13 protein-coding genes are annotated in these 15,587 nt (G+C 36.8%); 7 read left to right on the top strand and 6 right to left on the bottom strand.

Annotated elements, in window-relative coordinates:
* Positions 1 to 37 precede the first annotated feature (37 nt).
* Positions 38 to 556, top strand: a complete 519-nt coding sequence (locus AAEO57_RS19405; RefSeq protein WP_341694689.1) for a shikimate kinase — start codon at positions 38 to 40, stop codon at positions 554 to 556.
* Here the strand turns inward: AAEO57_RS19405 and AAEO57_RS19400 are convergent.
* Both AAEO57_RS19400 and AAEO57_RS19395 read right to left on the bottom strand, forming a co-directional pair.
* On the bottom strand, positions 548 to 1,048 hold the full coding sequence (locus tag AAEO57_RS19400) for a phosphoribosyltransferase domain-containing protein (protein WP_341694688.1): 501 nt from the start codon (positions 1,046 to 1,048) through the stop codon (positions 548 to 550). The genes AAEO57_RS19405 and AAEO57_RS19400 overlap by 9 nt on opposite strands.
* Before the next feature lie 141 nt (positions 1,049 to 1,189).
* Positions 1,190 to 1,588, bottom strand: a complete 399-nt coding sequence (locus tag AAEO57_RS19395) for an RNA-binding S4 domain-containing protein (RefSeq protein ID WP_341694687.1) — start codon at positions 1,586 to 1,588, stop codon at positions 1,190 to 1,192.
* 79 nt (positions 1,589 to 1,667) lie between these two features.
* Between AAEO57_RS19395 and bamM the strand changes: the two genes are divergently transcribed.
* Complete coding sequence (bamM, locus tag AAEO57_RS19390; RefSeq protein WP_341694686.1) at positions 1,668 to 2,795, top strand: BamM family beta-barrel-assembly machinery protein; 1,128 nt, start codon at positions 1,668 to 1,670, stop codon at positions 2,793 to 2,795.
* A 73-nt stretch (positions 2,796 to 2,868) separates the two neighbouring features.
* Here bamM and AAEO57_RS19385 read toward each other — a convergent pair whose 3' ends face one another.
* The 3 genes from AAEO57_RS19385 to AAEO57_RS19375 form a co-directional block, all read right to left on the bottom strand.
* On the bottom strand, positions 2,869 to 3,822 hold the full coding sequence (locus AAEO57_RS19385) for a transketolase family protein (protein WP_341694685.1): 954 nt from the start codon (positions 3,820 to 3,822) through the stop codon (positions 2,869 to 2,871).
* Positions 3,823 to 3,895: 73 nt separating this feature from the next.
* Positions 3,896 to 4,750 carry a transketolase gene (locus tag AAEO57_RS19380; RefSeq protein ID WP_341694684.1) on the bottom strand — a complete coding sequence of 285 codons (855 nt, stop codon included), beginning with the start codon at positions 4,748 to 4,750 and terminating at the stop codon, positions 3,896 to 3,898.
* Between the two features lie 237 nt (positions 4,751 to 4,987).
* The gene (locus tag AAEO57_RS19375; RefSeq protein WP_341694683.1) at positions 4,988 to 5,305 is read right to left on the bottom strand and encodes a hypothetical protein; all 318 of its coding nucleotides are present in this window, start codon (positions 5,303 to 5,305) and stop codon (positions 4,988 to 4,990) included.
* A gap of 398 nt (positions 5,306 to 5,703) precedes the next feature.
* Here AAEO57_RS19375 and tgt point away from each other — a divergent pair, with 398 nt between their 5' ends.
* The 5 genes from tgt to dnaB all read left to right on the top strand — a co-directional run bounded on the left by tgt (position 5,704) and on the right by dnaB (position 11,649).
* Positions 5,704 to 6,834: a tRNA guanosine(34) transglycosylase Tgt gene (gene tgt / locus AAEO57_RS19370; RefSeq protein WP_035649585.1), complete on the top strand. Its 1,131-nt coding sequence runs from the start codon at positions 5,704 to 5,706 to the stop codon at positions 6,832 to 6,834.
* Between the two features lie 98 nt (positions 6,835 to 6,932).
* Positions 6,933 to 8,021 carry an LptF/LptG family permease gene (locus tag AAEO57_RS19365; protein ID WP_341694682.1) on the top strand — a complete coding sequence of 363 codons (1,089 nt, stop codon included), beginning with the start codon at positions 6,933 to 6,935 and terminating at the stop codon, positions 8,019 to 8,021.
* Positions 8,008 to 8,898: a DMT family transporter gene (locus AAEO57_RS19360; RefSeq protein WP_341694681.1), complete on the top strand. Its 891-nt coding sequence runs from the start codon at positions 8,008 to 8,010 to the stop codon at positions 8,896 to 8,898. Before AAEO57_RS19365 ends, AAEO57_RS19360 begins: the two co-directional genes overlap by 14 nt.
* Positions 8,899 to 9,010: 112 nt before the next feature.
* A complete protein-coding gene (locus tag AAEO57_RS19355; protein WP_308070782.1) occupies positions 9,011 to 9,964 on the top strand; it encodes an acetyl-CoA carboxylase carboxyltransferase subunit alpha in 954 nt (317 codons plus the stop codon).
* A 140-nt stretch (positions 9,965 to 10,104) separates the two neighbouring features.
* Positions 10,105 to 11,649: a replicative DNA helicase gene (gene dnaB / locus AAEO57_RS19350; RefSeq protein ID WP_341694680.1), complete on the top strand. Its 1,545-nt coding sequence runs from the start codon at positions 10,105 to 10,107 to the stop codon at positions 11,647 to 11,649.
* A 97-nt stretch (positions 11,650 to 11,746) separates the two neighbouring features.
* Here the strand turns inward: dnaB and AAEO57_RS19345 are convergent, their stop codons facing one another.
* On the bottom strand, positions 11,747 to 15,583 hold the full coding sequence (locus AAEO57_RS19345; RefSeq protein WP_341694679.1) for a T9SS type A sorting domain-containing protein: 3,837 nt from the start codon (positions 15,581 to 15,583) through the stop codon (positions 11,747 to 11,749).
* Positions 15,584 to 15,587: the final 4 nt, after the last annotated feature.

The following is a 15,587-nucleotide window of genomic DNA, read 5'->3' as shown; positions in this document are numbered from 1 at the left end:
AATTTTACAACGCCTTAGTTTATAGGGTTTTATTACAATGAAAAAAATCGTCTTATTAGGTTATATGGGTTGCGGAAAGTCTACAATTGCCCAAAATTTGTCAAAAATTACCAATATTCCATTTTTAGATTTGGATAAATGCATCGAAAAAAGAGCAAATTTATCCATAAATGAAATTTTTGAAAAGCATGGGGAGGTTTATTTTCGAAAATTAGAACACGAAATGTTTGTAGAATTACTTCAGTCTTCAGAAAATAGTATAATTGGTTTAGGTGGTGGAACACCATGTTATGCCAATAATCATGAATTATTAAAAGGAGATAATATTATTTCTGTTTATTTAAAGGCATCAATAGATACTTTGTACAACAGATTAGTGCATAATAAAAGCAAACGTCCATTAATTGCCAATATGAACGAGGAAGAAATGAAAGAATTTATTGCAAAACATTTATTTGACAGAAGCTATTATTATAACCACGCCCAGTATAAGGTTTCTGTTGATGATAAATCAATAGAAGAAACGGTTCAGGGTATTTTGGATATTTTAGCTTAAGGAAGCGTAATTGCCTCCATTTTCATCAAAAATAACCTGTACATGCTCTAATAAGGATGTAGAAAGTGAAATTCCTTTGAAATCGGCTTTTACAGGGTATTTTTTGTGATTTCTGTCAACAAGGACTGCGGTTTTGAATTTCTTTAAGGGAACGTCCAGAAAATGACGTACAGCGTATATTAATGTAGTTCCTGAGTTCAGTACATCATCAACAAGTACCAGACCTTTATTTGAGTATTCAGAGGCAGGTAATGAAGTATGGATAGGGGTTTCAGGATTTTGCTTGTCAACGATAACTTCACATAAAGTGATTTTTAAAGTTGAAATAGTATTTAAAGATTGTGCAATTTTTTCGGCAAAAACATATCCGTTGGTGGCTATACCGGCAATTACAACCTCTTCTTCGTCAACAAAAGTTTCGTAAATCTGATAAGCGATTCGCTTTATTTTGTGTTCAATTTCCTGATTGGTCAAGATGATGTTTTTGCTCATGATTTATTTTTTTTTGCTAATATAACTAAAATTAAAAATTTCAATACTTAAATTCCAAATTCCAATATTGAGTTTAATTTTAAATTGAGACTTAAATTATTTTGTTAGTTTTAGAATTTAGAATTTGGAATTTGGAATTTCTCAATTAATTCCGTCCTCATCTTCTTCTTCATAAATTTCATTTCCATACTCATCGATGTCTCTTCTGTCTTTTTTGGTTGGTCGACCCGTACCGCTTTTACGGTAGTGTTCTTTAGAGAGTTTTAATAACTTTAAGTGTGCGTACGCTTCCTGAGGAGTTTCATTTTTACGGTAAATGTCAACCAATTTTGCTCCAACACGACTTTCCGGAATGTCAAGAACGGTTATGATCTGGGTTATCTGATCTTTTCTGAATGTAATACGGTCTGTAGGAAAAACTTCTTTCGAGGGTTTAGCAACTTGCCCGTTTACAGTTACCTGATTTTTTTTGCATGCCTCCGTAACCATATTTCGGGTCTTGTAATATCTTACACACCAGAGGTATTTGTCTATTCTCATAATTTTTCTAAATTCGGAGTTAAATTCTTTACAAAAATAAATCAATATTGTATCTTGCGCACCTAAAAAATTCACAATAATGAATAAATTTAAATATTTTTTTATTTTACTAATTGCCGTAGCAGCTATAGTTTCCTGTAATAAAAATGACGATGATGATGATGTGGTAACTGTTCCGTTAAGAGATTATTCAGAGCAAGCCAAGGCAGATAACGAAGCGATTGAAAAATATCTAAAGGAAAATTACATTGAAGAAGTTACCGCTAATTTTGATATAAAAATAAGCAAGATTCCGGCTGGCGGTACCCAAACATCTATTTGGGATCAGAAAGTTTATCCTTTACAGTCAAGAGATGTTTATAATGATAATATTACATACAAAGTGTATTATTTGGTATTAAATGAAGGAGTCGGAGAAGCGCCTTGTAATTTTGACAGAATTAATGCTTCCTATGTTGGGAATTTGCTAGACGGGACGGTTTTTGATACATCTGATAATTTAGGAAGAGTTTTTAGTTTAGATGCAGGTGTTAATCTTATAGATGGATGGAAGGAAATTTTTCCGAAGTTTAAAGCAGGTAAAGCAAATCCAGTAAATGCTGATGGAACAATAACATATAGTGATTTTGGAGCTGGGGTTATGTTTTTACCTTCAGGATTGGCTTATTATTCATCAGGTCCTACAGGTATTCCTGCTTATTCTCCTTTAGTTTTTAGTGTTAAATTGTATGCGATTCAAAGATTAGATCATGATGGAGATGGTATTTTGGATTTTAATGAAGATATTAATGGTGATGGTTATGTGTATGATTTTCGCAATAAGACGTTATATGCAGATCCACCGGCAAGTTTAATTGATGATACAGATGGTGATGGTGTTGCAGATTTTTGGGATATAGACGATGATGGTGATGGGTATACAACATTTTTAGAAATTACAAAGCCAACTACTGAGGTTGGAGGTACTTTTGGACCAAGTAGCTATTATCCGTTTGAGCCTTTTACAGTTTTAGATGATCCGGCAACGCCAAATATAGATGAAACGTTAAATAGTGAACCAAAAGGGATTCCTTCCTTTGTGAGAACTGAAACAGTTAATGGTGTGGTTAAAAATGTGTATGATTATGAAACGCCAGGAAGAAAAAAGATTCATCTTGATAAGGATCATAATACGACTAAAGTTACTACTGTAACAGCGAAAAAATAAAAAACATCGGAATAAAATAAAAAACCTCGAAATGTGAATTTCGAGGTTTTTTTATGAATATGAAAATCTAAAATTATTTTCTTTTGATTACTCTTTCTACAGCTTCAACAATCGCCTGATTGTTTAGTTTGTATTTCTCCATTAATTGCTCAGGAGTTCCAGACTCACCAAAACTATCATTTACTGCTACAAATTCTTGTGGAGTAGGATTGTTTAAGGCTAATACGCCTGCAATGCTTTCTCCAAGACCACCAAGGTAATTGTGTTCTTCGGCGGTAACAATACATTTGGTTTTAGCTACAGATTTTAAAATAGCATCTTTGTCCAAAGGTTTGATAGTATGTATGTTGATTACTTCTGCAGAAATTCCTTTTGCTTCAAGAGCCTCGGCAGCTACAATTGCTTCCCAAACCAAGTGACCTGTTGCAACGATTGTAACATCTGTTCCTTCATTCAGCATAATTGCTTTTCCAATTACGAATGGTTCGTCAGCAGGAGTAAAGTTAGGTACAACCGGACGTCCAAAACGTAAATATGCCGGACCGTGATGATCTGCTAATGCTAAAGTTGCTGCTTTTGTCTGGTTGTAATCGCAAGTGTTGATTACAGTCATTCCCGGCAACATTTTCATTAATCCGATATCTTCAAGGATTTGGTGAGTAGCTCCGTCTTCTCCTAAGGTTAAACCAGCGTGAGAAGCACATATTTTTACATTTTTATCAGAGTAAGCAACAGATTGACGAATCTGGTCATAAACTCTTCCTGTAGAGAAGTTGGCGAAAGTTCCTGTAAACGGAATTTTTCCTCCAATTGTTAAACCTGCAGCTATTCCAATCATGTTAGCTTCAGCAATTCCAATTTGGAAAAAACGCTCCGGGTGATTTTTTTTGAATTCATCAAATTTTAATGATCCAATCAAATCAGCACATAATGCTACAACTTTTTCGTTTTTCTGACCTAATTCAGTCATTCCCGCTCCAAAACCTGAACGGGTATCTTTGCTTCCTGTATTTGTATATTTTTTCATTTTTATTTTTTTGCTGTGCGCAATAGGCATTAGGCGATAAATTAGACTCACCGCTTAAGGCATAAAGCTTTATTTAATAATCTGAATTGCCTCCAGTGTTATAATTTTGTTCCAAAGCAGTTGCAAGCTGTGCGTCATTTGGTGCTTTACCATGCCATGCATGACTGTACATCATATAATCTACACCGTTACCCATTTCGGTATGAAGTAATACACAAACCGGTTTTCCTTTTCCTGTTCTTGCTTTTGCTTCGTTCATTCCGCCAATGATAGACTCGATGTCGTTTCCTTTGGTAATTTCAATAACTTCCCAGTCGAATGCTTCAAATTTAGCACGCAGGCTTCCCATTGCTAAAACTTCGTCAGTAGTTCCGTCGATTTGTTTTCCGTTAAGGTCAACAGTTGCAATAAGGTTGTCTACTTTTTTTGCAGAAGCATACATGATAGCTTCCCAGTTTTGACCTTCCTGTAATTCGCCGTCTCCGTGTAAAGTATAAACCAAATGATTGTCACCATTTAATTTTTTAGCCTGTGCAGCACCAAGAGCGACAGACAAACCTTGTCCTAATGATCCCGAAGCCATACGAACTCCTGGTAATCCTTCGTGAGTTGTTGGGTGTCCTTGTAAACGAGAATTTAATAATCTGAAAGTAGCAAGCTCAGAAATAGGGAAATAACCACTTCTTGCCAAAACGCTATAAAATACAGGTGAAATATGACCATTTGAAAGGAAGAAAAGATCTTCTCCGATTCCGTCCATATCAAAACCTTCTTTACGTTCCATAATATTTTGGTATAGTGCTACCAAAAATTCAGTACAACCTAATGAACCACCTGGGTGACCTGAGTTGACAGCATGTACCATTCTAAGAATATCTCTTCTTACCTGGATCGTTAAATCGCTTAATTGTTGTGTGTTAGGCTTCATTTTATATGTAAAAGTTAAACTGGTGCAAAAGTAATTTTTATTTTGCGGGCTGACAAATGATTTTCTGCTTTAGTTTGATGCAATTGTGAAATTCTGGTGCTTTTTTTATTAATCTTAAAAAAATAACCGAAATGATTTAAATTTTCGAAAGAAGATATTTCTATTTTGTTGTTTTTAGCGAAATTAAAACGAAAAAGTCCCAAAAGGGACTTTGTAATTTTGATGTGTGTGGAGGTTTTATTCGGTATCTCCTTCGCTGTAAAAGTTATTCTCTTCGTCTTCAGAGCCGATTTCTTCCTGCTGGTCATCAAGTTCTGAGCCCGGAATGTCTAAGTCATTGCCTAGTTTGTCACTGTTTTGTTTCCACTCATGGTCATGCTGACTTATGATAACTCTCTCTCCTGAGATGCCTTCGGGATCAATTTCTTCGAGGTTTTCCTGCTGGTTGTAAATGTCTTCGGCTGCAGGATAGTCTAAGTTGTCCAGATTTCTTTCGATGTTTTCTTCGATTTGAGCATCTTTTATTTGATCTAATTTATCTTCTGAATTTGTCATGATTTCTAATGTTTAGTTGATAATAATTGTATGTGGCTTATAAAATTATAAAATGGTACTGTTTGTGTCGTTATACTTTGCTATTGTGATTGTTGTAAATTTTACATTAATTTTTATTGATAATAGGAAATCCTGGTCTTGCGTTAGGGATAGAAGCGGCATCTCGCGATTTAGAAAAACAAGGCTTTTTAGCCGTAGTTTTTGTTAATCGGGAATATAGCGGATAGCCCGACCCTTGGGGAACGCCCAAAACAATTTTAAAACTCCAAATGCAAAACTCCAAATTCCAAATTTTTTAGGCTGAGGCTTCAGGTTGTTAATCATTATCTAATTTTCTAATTGCCAAATTATCTAATTCTCCAAATTAACCTATCTTTGCACCCTGAAAAAAGAAACAGATGAAGTTTGATTTATTACAAAAAGATCCGCAATCGAAAGCGAGAGCAGGAAGTATTACTACAGATCACGGTGTGATTGAAACGCCTATTTTTATGCCTGTTGGAACGGTGGCTTCTGTAAAAGGGGTGCATCAGCGTGAATTGAAAGACGATATTAATCCGGATATTATTCTCGGAAATACCTATCATTTGTATTTGCGTCCGCAGACAGAAATTCTTGAAAAGGCCGGAGGATTGCATAAATTCATGAATTGGGATCGTAATATTTTGACAGACTCTGGCGGATATCAGGTGTATTCGCTTTCTTCTAACAGAAAGATTAAGGAAGAAGGGGTGAAATTCAAATCTCACATCGATGGATCTTACCATTTTTTTACGCCTGAAAATGTAATGGAAATTCAGCGTACTATTGGAGCCGATATTATTATGGCTTTTGACGAATGTACGCCATATCCTTGCGATTACAGATACGCACAGCGTTCTATGCACATGACGCATAGATGGCTGGATCGCTGTATTAATCATTTGGAGAAAGTTCCTTATAAATATGGTTACGAACAAACCTTTTTTCCGATTGTTCAGGGAAGCACTTATAAAGATTTACGTCGTCAGTCGGCTGAATATATTGCGAATTCCGGTCAGCAGGGAAATGCTATTGGCGGACTTTCAGTAGGAGAGCCTGCAGAGGAAATGTATGCCATGACAGAAGTGGTTTGTGAAATTCTTCCGGAAGATAAACCTCGTTATTTAATGGGGGTTGGAACTCCTATAAATATATTGGAAAATATTGCTTTAGGAATTGATATGTTTGACTGTGTAATGCCAACTCGTAATGCCAGAAACGGAATGTTGTTTACAGCAAACGGTACAATCAATATCAAGAATAAAAAATGGGAAGCTGATTTTTCTCCAATTGACGAAATGGGACATACTTTTGTGGATACGGAATATACCAAAGCATATTTGAGACATTTGTTTGCGGCCAACGAATATTTAGGAAAGCAAATCGCTACCATTCATAATCTTGGATTTTATATGTGGTTGGTTCGTGAAGCCAGAAAACATATCTTAGCAGGAGATTTCAGACCATGGAAAGAAATGATGGTTAAAAATATGAGTCAGCGTCTTTAAGAATTTAAAGTTTCAAGTTTCAGGTTTCAGGTTCTTTAGAGGACGAAATCCAACAACTTGAAACCTGAAACTAAAAAAACTTGAAACAATAAAACTATATGCTTTCAATAATAGATAAATACATCTTAAGAAGATATTTAGTCACTTTTTCAGTGATGATTCTTTTATTTATTCCGATCGGAATTGTAATTGACGTTTCTGAAAAGGTGAATAAGATGCTGGAAAACAAAATTCCTTTTACGCAGATAGCTATTTATTACTATAATTTTACAGTTTATTTTGCGAATTCACTCTTTCCTATATTCTTGTTTTTATCAGTAATCTGGTTTACTTCCAAACTGGCTAATAATACGGAGATTATTGCAATTCTGAGTTCCGGGATTTCGTTTACGCGTTTTTTAAGACCTTATATTATTGGAGCTTCTATCGTTTCGGTTTTTGTGCTTTTAATGGGGTTTTTTATTGTTCCTGCTGCCAGCGAAGGATTTAATAATTTTAGATATACCTATTTAAAAGGAAATGGTAAACAGCTTATGCGTGGTGAAAACACCAATGTCTACAGGCAGGTTAATGATAATGATTTTATTTTTGTAAATAGCTTTAATGAAGAAACTAAAACAGCCTTTAATTTTTCGCTGGAGCATTTCGAAAAAGACAAACTAACATACAAAATTACAGCAAGCAGAATTACATGGGATCCTAAAAAGAAAAAGTACATTTTGTATGATTTTACTAAAAGAACACTGGGAGAACTGAATGACGTGATTGAGAAAAATCCTGAAAAAGAGATGAAGTTTAAATTTGAACTGGCCGATCTTACTCCGGTGGTTTATATTGCAGAAACACTTTCTCTGGGCGATTTAATTGATTTTATTGATAAAGAGCGCAAAAGAGGTTCCGGAAATATTAATACTTATTTGGTGGTACTTTATAAAAAATACAGTGTTCCGGTTTCTGCTTTTATTCTGACGATTATTGCTGTAGCGGTTTCGTCTATGAAGCGCCGTGGCGGAATGGGGGTCAATCTGGCTATAGGAATTGCAATTGCTTTTTCATTTGTATTTTTTGATAAAATTTTCGGGACTCTGGCCGAAAAATCTACTTTCTCACCTTTTTTAGCTGTTTGGTTCCCGAACATTGTTTTCGGAGCTTTGGCAATTTACCTATTACGCAATGCGAAACGATAATCTAAAAAGCTATTTAAATCTTCATTTTATAGTTTTTATATGGGGTTTTACAGCTATCCTGGGCGCTTTGATTACTATTGATGCCGAAAATCTGGTTTGGTACAGAATGCTTTTTGCCTTAATTTTTTTAGGAGGATTTATTATTTATAAAAAACAATCTTTTCAGGTTCCTGTCAAAGAATTTTTTAAACTCATTTTTGTAGGGCTCCTGATTGCCCTGCATTGGATATTCTTTTTTAAAGCCATTCATATTTCAAATGTTTCGATAACGCTTTCAATATTTTCATTGGGTGCTTTTTTTGCTTCATTACTAGAGCCGCTTTTTTATGGAAGGAAGATATTATGGTATGAAGTTTTCTTCGGTCTTGTTATAATTGCAGGTTTAGCCTTGATTCTTCAGGTAGAAATCAAATACCTTACGGGAGTTTATTTCGCTCTGGCTTCAATTATACTTGGGGTTTTATTTACATTGATGAACGGAAAACTGATTTCGGATCATGAGCCTTCTGTAATTACTTTTTATGAGTTTGGTGCAGGAGTTTTCTTTATTACGATTTATTTTTTGTTTCAGGGAAAATTTACAGTAGATTTCTTCAAACTGTCTTTGAATAACTGGATTTTATTATTGATTTTAGCTTCGATTTGTACGGCTTATGCATTTACAGCTTCCGTAAAGGTTATGCAGAGGTTGACACCTTATACAGTAATGTTGACTACTAATTTAGAGCCTGTTTACGGAATTGTTCTGGCTTATTTTATCTTAGGAGGAAAAGAAAAAATGAGTATTGAGTTCTATATAGGCGCTGTTATAATTATAATAACAGTGATTCTAAACGGGGTTTTCAAGCATTATCAGAAGAAGAAACAAGACCTGTAATATTTTACTTATTTTTAAGTTGCATTTTATACTTTAAATAAACAATTAACTTCGCCAATGATATAATATTTTTATATTTGCGGTTCGATTTAAAAACAAAATTCAAAAATCCATGGAATATTTAGATTTTGAGCTTCCAATTAAAGAACTTGAAGAACAGCTGGAAAAGTGTGTTATTATTGGAAAAGAATCTGACGTTGACGTAACGCCAACGTGCAAGGAAATCAACAAAAAATTAGTAGAGACTAAAAAAGAAATATATAAAAACCTTACTGCCTGGCAGCGTGTACAATTGTCAAGACATCCAAACAGGCCTTATACTTTAGATTATATCAGAGCCATTTGTGGAGAAACATTTTTAGAACTTCATGGAGATCGTGGATTTAAAGATGACAAAGCAATGGTTGGAGGACTTGGTAAAATAAACGGGCAATCGTTTATGATTATCGGTCAGCAAAAAGGTTTTAATACAAAAACACGTCAGTACCGTAATTTTGGTATGGCAAACCCTGAAGGATACCGTAAAGCTTTGCGTTTGATGAAGATGGCTGAGAAATTCGGGATTCCGGTTTTGACTTTGGTAGATACTCCAGGTGCATATCCAGGACTAGAGGCTGAAGAAAGAGGGCAGGGAGAAGCTATTGCCAGAAACATTTTCGAAATGGTTCGTCTTCAGGTGCCAATTATCACAATTATTGTCGGTGAAGGTGCTTCAGGAGGAGCTTTAGGAATTGGTGTTGGAGATAGAGTTTATATGCTTGAAAACACCTGGTATTCTGTAATCTCTCCAGAATCATGCTCTTCTATTTTATGGAAAAGCTGGGAGTACAAAGAACGTGCAGCAGAAGCTTTGAAACTGACTTCTTCTGACATGAAAAAACAAAAATTAGTTGATGATGTAATTCCGGAACCACTAGGTGGAGCACATTATGACAGAGAAACTACCTTTAAAACAGTTGCAGAATATATTACCAAAGGATATAATGAATTGAAAGACTTATCAACAGCCGACTTAATTGCCCAGAGAATGGACAAATACAGTAATATGGGCGAGTTTAAAGAGTAAATTCATAAGGTATGATTAAAAATCCGAAGCCCTGTGGTTTCGGATTTTTTTTTGGTTATCAACAAAAAAACTTATTTATAAACATCGTATTAGTTATAACTCACTAACAAAATTTTTTTAAATTTTGTTATTTTCGCTATATGGAAAATTTCAAAAATGTAAACCCTGTTAAAGTAGATAAAACCACAATAATCAATCTCGAAAAAGGCAAGCTCCCTCCACAAGTAATTGATTTGGAGGAAGCTGTGCTTGGTGCGATGATGATTGATAAAAAAGGGGTAGATGATGTAATTGATATTTTACAGCCAGACGCTTTTTATAAAGACGCACACAAACATATTTTTGAAGCGATTTTGCAGCTTTTTACAGAAACTCAGCCAATCGATTTGCTGACAGTTTCTACACAGTTAAAGAAAAACGGAAAGCTGGAATTAGCCGGAGGTGATTTTTATCTGATTCAGCTTACGCAAAAAATTGCTTCTTCTGCCCACATTGAATTTCACTCACGTATTATTCTTCAAAAATTCATTCAAAGAAGTCTTATTCGAATTTCATCTGAAATTATCGAAGAATCTTATGATGAAACCACAGACGTATTTGATTTATTGGATAAAGCCGAATCTAAATTATATGAAGTAACACAGGGTAATATCAAACGTAGTTCTGAAACCGCACAAAGTTTGGTGCTTCAGGCCAAAAAGCGTATTGAAGAAATTGCTGGTAAAGAAGGATTGAGCGGTATTGCAACAGGTTTTGAAAAATTAGATGAGGTAACGTCTGGATGGCAGCCTTCGGATTTAATTATTATCGCTGCCCGTCCGGGTATGGGTAAAACGGCTTTCGTACTTTCGATGGCTAGAAATGTTAGTATTCAGTTTGGTCATGCTGTTGCGATTTTCTCTCTGGAGATGGCTTCGGTTCAGTTGATCACAAGGCTTATTTCTTCTGAAACAGGATTGTCTTCTGAAAAATTGAGAACAGGTAAATTAGAAAAACACGAATGGGAGCAGTTGAGTACTAAAGTGAAAAACTTAGAAAAAGCTCCTTTATTTATTGATGATACACCTTCACTTTCAATCTTCGATTTACGTGCAAAATGTCGTCGTTTGGCATCGCAGCACGGAATTAAATTAATTATTATTGATTACCTTCAGTTAATGACCGCAGGAGGAAGTGGTAAAGGAGGTGGGAATCGTGAGCAGGAAATCTCGACTATTTCCCGAAACCTAAAGGCCTTGGCAAAAGAGTTAAATGTGCCTGTTATTGCACTTTCTCAGTTATCACGTGCCGTTGAAACCCGTGGATCAAGTAAACGTCCTTTACTGTCGGATCTTCGTGAATCCGGAGCGATTGAGCAGGATGCCGATATTGTATCTTTTATTTATCGTCCTGAATATTATAAAATTGAAGAATGGGATGATGATGAACAATCGTCTACAGCGGGTCAGGCAGAGTTTATTATAGCCAAGCACCGTAACGGTGGTCTGGAGAATATTCGTTTAAAATTCTTAGGTCATTTAGGTAAATTTGATAATTTGGAAGAATTTACAGGAGGCTATGATGATTTACCATCAAAAATGAATCTGGATGATAATCCGTTTATAACTAAAAATTTGCCTTCAGCGAATGAAGCTTTCGGAAGTAATCTGAATGATGACGACGATGACAGTGATGTTCCATTTTAAGATTTGATGAATTTTAAAATTTAGAAATAAAGAGAAAGGGGAGGATCATTTGATCTTCCCCTTTCTTAGTTTAAAAGAATTATAAAACCTTTTTTGATTATTTTTTCAGAATTACTTTGTGAGTAATTAGCTTACTGCCTTTCTTTTCTGTAATAAAATAAACTCCATCAGAATAACTTTCAAGATTAATTGTATTAACTATATCAGAAGTCACTTTTGTTGTTTTGATAGTTTGCCCCAATTGATTTGTAATATTTAAATCAGCATCATGGTCGGATTCAATGTTTACAATACCCTTATTTGGATTAGGATATATTACAAATTTAGATTTTTCTTCTATGTCAGGATCCGCTAAACTACTTACAAGTACACATTGTGAGATAATACTGCAGCTTCCTACTGTTACCACAACGGCATAAGAACCAGTAGCCGTTGGAGTGAATGATTGTCCGTTTTCACCAATTAAGATAGTGGCAGGACATTTAATCCATTGGTAGCTTGCTCCTGTCTGATTAGCTGTTAATGTATTGCCAGTTAATAATACATTTGTGTTTATAATAGCTGGTTGAGTAATAGTAAAGCTTTGAGTATCGGTACAACCATTAGCATCTGTAATAGTTACGGTATAAGTGCCTGCCACTAAACCCGAAGCTGTTGCTGCAGTACCTCCAGTTGGAGCCCAAGAGTAAGTATACCCTGGTGTACCGCCTGTTACTGCAACTGTAGCACTACCTGTAGCACCACCATTACACCCAATGTTTGTTTGTGCCGAAGCAGTTGCATTAAGCACCGATGGCTGGGTAATTGTAAAGTTTCTTGTGATTGTACAAGCATTAGCATCAGTAATAGTTACTGTATAATTACCTGCTACCAGGCCTGTAGCCGTAGCATTTGTACCTCCAGACGGAGCCCATGAATATGTATAGGGACCTGTCGCTCCTGAAACTGTTACTCCTGCACTACCATTAGCTCCTCCGTTACAAGAAACGTTAGTTTGAGAAGTGCCAATTGTAAATGGAGCTGGTTGTGTAATTGTAAAGTTTCTTGTGATTGTACAACCATTAGCATCTGTAATAGTTACTGTATAATTACCTGCTGTAAGACCAGTAGCCATAGCTGCTGTACCTCCAGATGGAGACCATGAGTAGGTATAACCTGGTTGACCACCAGATACAGTTACTGAAGCAACACCATTAGCTCCTCCGTTACAAGATAAATTAGTTTGTGATGATGTAGCTGTAAGAGCCGAAGGTTGTGTAATAGTAAAGCTTTGAGTATCGGTACAAGCATTAGCATCGGTAACAGTTACGGTATAAGTGCCTGCTACTAAACCCGAAGCTGTTGCTGCAGTACCTCCAGTTGGAGCCCATAAGTAAGTATACCCTGGTGTACCGCCTGTTACAGCAACTGTAGCACTACCTGTAGCACCACCATTACACGCAATGTTTGTTTGTGCTGCAGCAGTAGCATTAAGCACCGGTGGCTGGGTAATTGTAAAGTTTCTTGTGATTGTACAAGCATTAGCATCTGTAATAGTTACTGTATAATTACCTGCTGCAAGACCAGTAGCCGTAGCCGCTGTACCTCCTGACGGAGACCATGAGTAGGTATAACCTGGTTGACCGCCAGATACAGTTACTGAAGCAACACCATTAGCTCCTCCGTTACAAGAGGTATTAGTTTGAGATGATGTAGCTGTAAGAGCCGAAGGTTGAGTAATAGTAAAGCTTTGAGTATCGGTACAACTATTAGCATCGGTAACAGTTACGGTATAAGTGCCTGCTACTAAACCCGAAGCTGTTGCTGCAGTACCTCCAGTTGGAGCCCATAAGTAAGTATATCCTGGTGTACCGCCTGTTACTGCAACTGTAGCGCTACCTGTAGCACCACCATTACACGCAATGTTTGTTTGTGCTGCAGCAGTAGCATTAAGCACCGGTGGCTGGGTAATTGTAAAGTTTCTTGTGATTGTACAAGCATTAGCATCTGTAATAGTTACTGTATAATTACCTGCTGCAAGACCAGTAGCCGTAGCCGCTGTACCTCCAGACGGAGACCATGAGTAGGTATAACTTGGTTGACCGCCAGATACAGTTACTGAAGCAACACCATTAGCTCCTCCGTTACAAGAGGTATTAGTTTGAGATGATGTAGCTGTAAGAGCCGAAGGTTGAGTAATAGTAAAGCTTTGAGTATCGGTACAACCATTAGCATCGGTAACAGTTACGGTATAAGTGCCTGCCACTAAACCTGAAGCTGTTGCTGCAGTACCTCCAGTTGGAGCCCATAAGTAAGTATACCCTGGTGTACCACCTGTTACAGCAACTGTAGCGCTACCTGTAGCACCACCATTACACGCAATGTTTGTTTGTGCTGCAGCAGTAGCATTAAGCACCGGTGGCTGGGTAATTGTAAAGTTTCTTGTGATTGTACAGGCATTAGCATCTGTAATAGTTACTGTATAATTACCTGCTGCTAAGCCTGAAGCTGTAGCTGCTGTTCCTCCTGACGGAGACCATGAATAAATATAAGGACCTGTTCCTCCTGATACTGATACAGTAGCACTACCATTAGTTCCTCCGTTACAAGAAACATTCATTTGAGATGTCCCAACTGTAAATGCAGTTGGTTGTGTAAGCGTAAAGTTTCTTGTTATTTGTGCACCAACAGCGTCTGTAATAGTTACTGTATAAGAACCTGCTACAAGACCAGTAGCTGTAGCTGCTGTACCTCCTGATGGTGCCCATGAATAAGTATATCCGCCGGCACCTCCTGTTGCTGTTACTGCAGTAGCACCAGTGTTTCCACCATTACATGCTATGTTAGTTTGTGATGTCATTGATGTGTTTAAAGCAGCAGCTGTAGTGAAAGTAAGATCTGCTCCATAACTTGTTCCTGCGCCATTAATAGCATAAGCCCTAAAATGGATTAGCGTAGAAGATGGTAAACTACCTACAGTTCCGCTAAATACTCCTGTTCCGGAGCCATTAGTTACTTTATTATCGCCAGTAGTTGGGTTAACTGTTGTAGACCATACTATACCACGTTCTGTAACTGTACCTCCACCATTATTGGTAACGATACCTGCTAAAACAGCAGAAGTTCCTCCAATGCTTATCGCTGCAGTTGTAGTTACTGTGGCTAAAACCAAAGAAGTAACTGAAGGTGTAGGGAAACTTGATGGCGTTATACCTAAATCATTAGTTGCATGGTGGCTCCAGTTTGCCGGGTTATTGATAGCAGCTGATAAAGCAGCTGAAGTACCTGTAAGTGTACCAATATATTTACTATTAGCAATTTCCGGGCCTGGAGCAGGGAATAATGAAACACAGTTAACTCCATTAGTTAAACCTGATGGCAATGCACTTTCATTACCGCCATTTGCACCATTTGTGCCGTTCCATACAATATTCCATGTAGTTACAGCATCATAATCAGTTGAATTATAATCTCCATGTATACCTGTTATAAATGTAGGTGAAGCAGGTTCAGTACCTGTTGTAGATTGATAAGCCAGCATTTGGTCACCTCCGGAAAGGTTAAAACCAGATCCCAATGCGATTGTGACTGAAGCTGTAGTTGTTCCTGAAACAGTAAATGCATCTGTAGCAGAGCCTGTTTCAACTATAGAAACTATTGTTCCTGCCGGGGTAAATGCCGGCACATTCCATAACAGGTGTGTCTCATTAGGAGCTCCGGTTACCCACTCATCACCATCCCATCCTTTCTCGGTAAAATACACGAGTGTGGTTGCGGTAATATCTTTCAGGGTAATAAAAGAGAAACCATCCTGGTTATTTGGAGCAGTTCCCACATTAGTCTGATAGCCTATAAAAGCTATGTCTCCCGGCGCGAGTGTCGTTTGCGCGTTCGTGCTTTGCTGTACAAACATGGTACAACAAAACACCATAAATAAGAGTAATTTTTGTTTCATAAAA

This window comes from Flavobacterium calami, from assembly GCF_038290035.1.
In the GTDB taxonomy this organism is placed as follows: domain Bacteria; phylum Bacteroidota; class Bacteroidia; order Flavobacteriales; family Flavobacteriaceae; genus Flavobacterium; species Flavobacterium calami.
Note: the sequence above shows the minus strand (reverse complement) of the source record. Positions and strands in the feature narration are given on the sequence as shown.